6 protein-coding genes are annotated in these 6,521 nt (G+C 71.4%); 3 read left to right on the top strand and 3 right to left on the bottom strand.

Features of this window, described 5'->3' with window-relative positions:
• On the top strand, positions 1-631 hold a 631-nt coding region (locus FNQ90_RS09015; protein WP_182605884.1), incomplete at its 5' end, for a DUF429 domain-containing protein.
• Positions 632-661: 30 nt separating this feature from the next.
• Here the strand turns inward: FNQ90_RS09015 and FNQ90_RS09010 are convergent.
• Positions 662-967, bottom strand: coding sequence for an ArsR/SmtB family transcription factor (locus FNQ90_RS09010; protein ID WP_182605883.1), 306 nt, complete (start codon positions 965-967; stop codon positions 662-664).
• A 65-nt stretch (positions 968-1,032) separates the two neighbouring features.
• Positions 1,033-1,335 (bottom strand): hypothetical protein, encoded by a 303-nt coding sequence (locus FNQ90_RS09005; protein WP_182605882.1) that lies wholly within the window; start codon positions 1,333-1,335, stop codon positions 1,033-1,035.
• Positions 1,336-1,964: 629 nt separating this feature from the next.
• Between FNQ90_RS09005 and FNQ90_RS09000 the strand changes: the two genes are divergently transcribed.
• Positions 1,965-3,908 (top strand): DUF2075 domain-containing protein, encoded by a 1,944-nt coding sequence (locus FNQ90_RS09000; RefSeq protein ID WP_228470986.1) that lies wholly within the window; start codon positions 1,965-1,967, stop codon positions 3,906-3,908.
• A gap of 210 nt (positions 3,909-4,118) precedes the next feature.
• Entirely contained in the window at positions 4,119-5,699 is a 1,581-nt protein-coding gene (locus tag FNQ90_RS08995; protein WP_182605881.1) for a CBS domain-containing protein, read from the top strand.
• Between the two features lie 243 nt (positions 5,700-5,942).
• On the opposite strand, the gene FNQ90_RS08990 is transcribed toward FNQ90_RS08995, so the two are convergent.
• Positions 5,943-6,521 (bottom strand): RICIN domain-containing protein (locus FNQ90_RS08990; protein ID WP_182605880.1); only part of this gene is annotated, 579 nt, incomplete at its 5' end.

Genomic DNA, 6,521 nt, shown 5'->3' with positions numbered 1-6,521 from the left:
GTACCTGCTCGACCTGCTCTCCGGCCTCGGGGACGGCGAGGGGGCGGGGGTCGACTGCCCGTTCGGTTGGCCGATCGCCTTCGCCGAGGCCGTCGCCGCCCACGCCGATCACCGGCCCTGGCCCGGCCACGCCGACCGGGAGGGGCACTACCGCGACCTGCGACTGCGGATGACGGATCGGGTCACCGACGCCGCGCTCCGCCCCCTGACCGGGCGCGGGCCGCTGTCGGTGTCGATGGACAAACTCGGGGCGACCGCCGCCCGGTGGGCGCACCTGGCCCACCACCTCGCCGAACGCGGGCACCCGGTGGACCGGACCGACACCGGACGGGTGGTGGAGGTGTACCCGGCGGGCTCCCGGGCGGTGTGGGGCCTGGCCGGCGCGCGGTCCACCGGGGCGCTGGTGGGGGTGATGCCGTGGCTGCGGTTCGAACCCGGCGCGCGGGCGGCGTACGAGGGGAACGAGCACGCCTTCGACGCGCTGATCGCCGCCCTGACCGCCCGGTGCGCCGTCCTCGGGCTGACCTCCCGGCCGGGAGGCGCGGAGGAGGAAGGGGCCGCCGCCGTGGAGGGCTGGATCCACCTTCCGGCGGCCGACGCCCCGGCCCGGCTCGCGCCGGGGCGCTCCTGATCCGGGCCGCCGCCCGCGGCCGGCCGCCGGCTACTCGTGAGCGTGGCGGATGGCGTCCAGGACGATGTGCGCGATGTGGTCGTCGACCAGGCTGTACTCGGCCTCGCGGGCCCGGCGCCGGACGGTGACGATGCGGGAGGTGCGCAGCACCCGCAGGTGCTGGGAGACCAACGGCTGACTGATGCCGAGCGCGTCCACCAGTTCGTGGACGCACTTCCCGCCCTCGGCCAGCTCCCGCACTATGCCCACGCGCACGGGCGAGGCCAGCGCGCGCAGCAGATCACTGGCGGCCCGCAGGGCCTCCAGCGGGTCCTCCGTCGCGGGAGGGGGAATCATCGTCACATGCACATATTAGCAAGTGACAATGATTCCCAGTAGCCCGTGAGCCCCCGGACGATCGCTCAGTGGTCGTCCCAGTGGCCCTCGTGCGCGGCGTGCCGGTGACCGTCGTGCAGGTAGTCCACGTGGTCGCCGTGCGGAACGGCGACGTGGCCGCAGCCCTCGCCGTGAACGTGGTCGTGGCCCTCGTGCACCGCGTGACCGGAGGGGCCGCACTCGTCGACATGGCCGTCGTGGGCACGGTGGATGTGACCGTCGTGGGCGTAGTCGACGTGGTCCCCGTGGGGGAAGGCGACGTGGCCGCAGCCCTCGCCGTGGGCGTGGTCGTGGCCCTCGTGCGTGCGGTGCTCGGTGGCGGTGGTCATGACGGACTCCTCACGTGTTGATGTGGCCGCCCGGGACTCACACCGGGACAACCCATTGCCACATCACCATATAGCAACTCTTGCATGTGTCGCATGTCGGCACACCCCCGACCCGGTCCCGTCCGGCCATCGCGTACCGCCCCATGGGGCCGGGACGGGGGACGCCCCAATCCGCACCCGGGCGCCACTTCGAGGTGTGCTCCCCCACCGTGACCCGGGCGCTCGCCGATGCCATCCGAAGGGGGCGACCCCGTGACCGGCGCACAGGTTCCCCGGACCGGGGAGATCGTGCACGACATCCTGCTGAATCGCACCGGGCGGGTGATGGGTCCTATCGGCCCGTACGTGCGACTGCGCCCGCTCGCCGATGGGAGGCGGTGGGACGCCGGCTCCGCCCGGCTCCGCCCCCGGCCCCGAGCAGTCCGGAGTCGGAATCGTCAACCTCCCCGGTTCACCGCGCCGACGCCGAACCGTCCTCCGCTCCCCCGAGGTCGCCGCCCCCGCCCGGGGGAGCCGTCCGGGACCGAGGGGATCACCTCTCCGTGATCGTCGCGTTCCCCTAGGATGGCGAGGGCCATCTCAGCGGCCCGACGGGCTTCCCGCTCCGCCCTCGCGGAGCGTCGCAGGACATGCCCCCACCCGCACGAGTTCTCTTCGTGCTGTCCGGGGGCATGTCCTTGCTGTTCCGTGAGTCCGCGGCGTCCGTGGCCGCCCGTCTCCTCGAGGGGTCGCTGACCCTGCACCTGATCGAGAACTTCGCGCACCGATACCGCCATCGGCCCGGTGCCTCGGAGCGGCGTTCCTGGGAACGCAGCATCCCCGCTCTCGTCAACGCCCTGAACGAGGCGGGGCTCGGGGAGGTGGAGGTGCTCCTGGAGTACGGCCTGCCGCTGACCAGCAAACGGGTGGACGCGGTCCTCGCCGGCGTCCACCCGACCACCGGCGATCCGTCGTACGTGCTGGTGGAGTTGAAGCAGTGGAGCGCCGCCTACCCGGACGAGGAGAACCCGGCGCTGTGCCGGGTGGACTCCTACCCCCGGTCGGTGCTCAACCCGATCGAGCAGGTCCGGGACTACTGCGCGTACCTGAAGTCCTTCAACGGCGCCGTGGAGCGGATGCCGGACTCCCTGGCCGGGGTGGCGTTCCTGCACAACGCCGGGGAGGCCGGTGTCGCCGGGCTGCGGGCCGTCGGCGAGAACCGGCTCGGCCGGCTGTACACCGGCGACCGGCGGGGCGCCTTCCTGGACTTCCTGCGCTCCCGGCTCGCCCCCGCACCCGGGGCCGATGCGGCCGACCTGCTGATCGACGCCAAGGCGCGACCGTCGAAGCAGTTGATGTCGGTGGCGGCGGAGGAGGTGCGCGACCGCGAGCAGTTCGTGCTGCTGGCCGAGCAGCGGGAGGCGTACGAGCTGGTGATGTCGGCCGTGCGGGAGTCGCGGCGCTCCAACGGCAAGCGGGTCGTCGTGGTGACCGGCGGGCCCGGCTCCGGCAAGAGCGTGATCGCCCTCTCCATCCTCGGGGAGCTGTACCGGCGCGGGGAGACCGCGCTGCACGCCACCGGCTCCCAGTCCTTCACGAAGACCATGCGGCGGGTCGCCGGGCGCCGGAAGCCCGTGGTGCGGGACCTGTTCAAGTACTTCAACAGCTTCCAGGCCGCCGAGCCGAACGAACTGGACGCCCTCATCTGCGACGAGGCCCACCGACTGCGCAAGACCTCCGCCAATCGCTGGACGAAGGCGGAGCTGCGCACCGGTCGCCCCCAGGTGGAGGAGCTGATCGCCGCCGCCCGGGTGCCGGTGTTCCTGCTCGACCGGCACCAGGTGGTGCGGCCGGGCGAGATGGGCACCCCGGAGGAGATCCTGGCGGCGGCAGGGCGGATGGGTGTGGAGTCGGTCCTGGTGGAGCTGGACGGGCAGTACCGGTGCGGCGGCAGCGCCGCCTACGAGCGGTGGGTCGTGGGATTGCTCGGTCTGGAGGGCGAGGGGGACGGGCCACCCGTATGGGAGCCGGACGGTCGGATGGAGGTGCTGACCGCCGAGAGCCCCCGGGAGATGGAGGAGTTCCTGCTCGCCCGCCGGAAGGAGGGGTACGGCGCCCGCATGACGGCCGGCTACTGCTGGAAGTGGAGCAAGGTCACCCCGAAGACGACGGAGTTGCCCGCCGACGTGGTCATCGGCGACTGGGCGCGGCCGTGGAACCTGCAGGGTGATCGGTCCGTGCTCGGGGCGCCGCCCTCGGCGCTGTGGGCCACCGAGGACGCCGGGTTCGGCCAGGTGGGGTGCGTGTACACCGCGCAGGGCTTCGAGTACGACTGGGCGGGCGTGATCATCGGTCCGGACCTGGTGTGGCGCACCGACCGCTGGGTGGTGGACCGCACCGCCTCCAAGGACTCGACCTTCACCTCGACGACCCCCGACGAGGATGTGGACCGGCTCATCCGCAACACCTACAAGGTGCTGCTGACCCGGAGCATGATCGGCACGATCATCCACTCCACCGACCCGGAAACCCGCGAGAAGCTGCACTCGCTCATCCGGCCGGCGGCCGATGTCGGGACACCGGCGATGGTGTAGGGCGGATTTTCGCCACGGGCACGGGACCCACTCGATGGCCGCCGGCACGTCATGCCGGGCAGTTCGCGGACTTCGTGACAGCCAGGGGGTGGAATACGGCCGGCACCGATGCTTTTCGCACACCCCTCCTTCACCGGCAGGGAGTTGGCGTCACCGGCGTTGTAGGGTCGCTCCTCGATCACACGTCGTGACACCTGTGGGAGGGGCGAGATGCGGGCCTGGGGAGTGCGAGTCGGGGAGGACCGGGAGCGGGAACGGGCGGCGCTGGAGGATGGTGTTCTCATCATCGGCTGGCGTGGTCTGGGCGACCTGGGCGGCACCACGCGGGACGAGGTCAGGGCCGCCGTGGCCGGGGCCTATCCCGGTGAGGGCCCTTACACGATCGGCAACTGGGCCGGACAGATCCACCGCTTCGTCAACGAGATCGCGGCCGGCGACCTGGTCGTCATGCCGTTGAAGTCCGGCGTGGTGAACATCGGTCGAGTGGTGGGTGACTACGCGTACCGGCCGGAGGCCGAGGAGGGCACCCGCCACACCCGGCGGGTGGAGTGGCTCGTCCGAGACATCGACCGAGGAGCGTTCAGGCCCGACCTGCTGAGCAGTCTGGGCTCCCTGCTGACCGTCTTCGAACTCGGTCGGTACGGGGCCGCGGAACGGGTGGGGGTCATGGCCGGGGGAAAGCTCGACCCGGGCGACCCCGAGGCCGACGAGCTCGCCGCCGAACTGACCGGCCCCACGAAGCTGGTCGAGGAAGTGCGTGGCCGCTCCGCCGAGGACTCCCTCGAACTCTCGGTACGCGACTTCCTCGCCGTGTGGGACGTGCGGCGCCGTTCTCCGGAGGCCATCAAGCGAATCACCGCCGACCTGCGGGACAAGGGTCTGATCACCGTGCCACCGTTCACCGAGGGCTCCCTGGACAGCCGCGTCACCATCTTGGCCGGGGGTTCCGAGCCGGACGAGTCGGGGAAGAGCGCGGTGACCCGCACCGCCGAGGACGCGAAACTCCCTGAGGATGTCCGAAACGCCGCCCGGGCCGTGCGCGGGCAGGCTGAGGAGGACACGGGGCCACGCACCGTCGTGGCGTACCGGGTGAGCAATCTGGAATCCGCGAACCGCATGCCCGAAGGGGTGCGGGTCGGGGATGACCTGCGGAAGGCCGTGACGATCATGGCGCGACGGAACTACAGCCAGGTTCCCGTTCTCGACGCCGAGGGGCGGCTGCGCGGAGTGGTGAGCTGGGAGTCGGTCGGGCGGGCCCGCATGCGGACCCCGAACCCGGATCTGGAGGCCGCCACCGGCCCGCGAAAGGAGGTCGGTCTCTCCGAGGACCTCCTCGAGGCGATCGGCACCATCCAGCGCTTCGGATATGTCTTCGTCCACGACCACGAGCACCGTGTTCGCGGTCTGATCACCGCCTCCGACCTGGCGGAGCAGTTCGGTTCACGCGTGCGCCCCTTCGTCCTCGTCGAGGAGATCGAACAGCGCCTGCGCCTGGTCGTCGACCGGCACCTCCCCCTGGATCGTGTCAGGAAGGTCGTTCGCAACGGAGGTCGGGTGAAGTCCGTGGACAACCTCAACTTCGGGGCCTACAAGTACGTTTTCGAGGAAGAGGAGAACTGGGCCGCGCTGGGCTGGGACATCGATCGGAACGGGTTCATCGAGGACCTGGAGGAGTGCCGCCGCTTCCGCAACAGCCTGATGCACTTCAGTCCCGACCCCATCACCGACGACCAATTGACCCCGCTGCAGGATCTGCTCGACCTGCTGCGCACCCTGGAACCGCAGGACTGACCGACGTCCCGCCGACGCGCTCTCCCCGATGTGGGGGGAGGAGGAAGTCGTTCACTCCTCCACGGGTGCGTTACCGGTCCACTCCCCTCCCACTCCCGGAAGGGTGAGACGGGCTCTCCCGGGCCGGAAGCCGTGAGAGCGGCCGGTCAGAAGTGGATGGGCGCCGTCGTTGGAGCCCGGGTGCTCGCCCGGGTTGGCGTTCCCCGCCTCGCGACCCGGGGAACGCCGACCGCCCAGCCGGCCTCAGAGGCGTTCGAGGGTCCAGTCCTGGGCACCGGTGTCGTTGCAGTGCCACTGGCCGACGTTGGCGCCCCGGTTGGTGGAGTTGTTCGCCACGTCGAGGCAGAGGTCGCTGTGGACCGCGACCAGGTGGTGGGCGCCGTTGCCGAGCGGCTCCACCCGCCACTGCTGGGAGGGCGCTCCGGTGCACGGCCCCATCCGGACGTTCCCGGCCGGCTTCGTCTCGCCGTCCGCCACTTCCAGGCAGTTGCCCGAGATGGAGAGGGTGAAGGTGTTCGGAGTGCCGGTCGCGCCGAAACGGAAACGCTGGGCGGCCGTGGCGCCGCAGGCCCACTGGTGGGCGTTGACGCCCGAGGATGTGGGGTCGGAAGCGGTGTCCAGGCACAGATCGGGTCCCGTGCCGGTGCGCAGACGGTAGGTCGCGCCGGCCGCGAAGGTGTCGGCCGACCGGGGCTCCGCCTCCTCGTCGGTCTCCTCCGCCGTGTCGGGATCGGACCCGGAGTCGGTTTCCGGGTCCGGGTCGGGGTCCGGTTCGGCGGACTCCGGGGCCGGCGGGGTCTGTGCGGGCGGGATGTACAGGGG

Source organism: Streptomyces alkaliphilus, from assembly GCF_014141535.1.
GTDB classification, from domain to species: Bacteria; Actinomycetota; Actinomycetes; order Streptomycetales; family Streptomycetaceae; genus Streptomyces; species Streptomyces alkaliphilus.
Note: the sequence above shows the minus strand (reverse complement) of the source record. Positions and strands in the feature narration are given on the sequence as shown.

What these genes read in the sequence shown, in the direction of transcription:
- FNQ90_RS09010 (WP_182605883.1), bottom strand. Translation starts at nt 967, where the DNA reads ATGATTCCCCCTCCCGCGACGGAGGACCCGCTGGAGGCCCTGCGGGCC.
- FNQ90_RS09005 (WP_182605882.1), bottom strand. Translation starts at nt 1,335, where the DNA reads ATGACCACCGCCACCGAGCACCGCACGCACGAGGGCCACGACCACGCC.
- FNQ90_RS08995 (WP_182605881.1), top strand. Translation starts at nt 4,119, where the DNA reads ATGCGGGCCTGGGGAGTGCGAGTCGGGGAGGACCGGGAGCGGGAACGG.
- FNQ90_RS09000 (WP_228470986.1), top strand. Translation starts at nt 1,965, where the DNA reads ATGCCCCCACCCGCACGAGTTCTCTTCGTGCTGTCCGGGGGCATGTCC.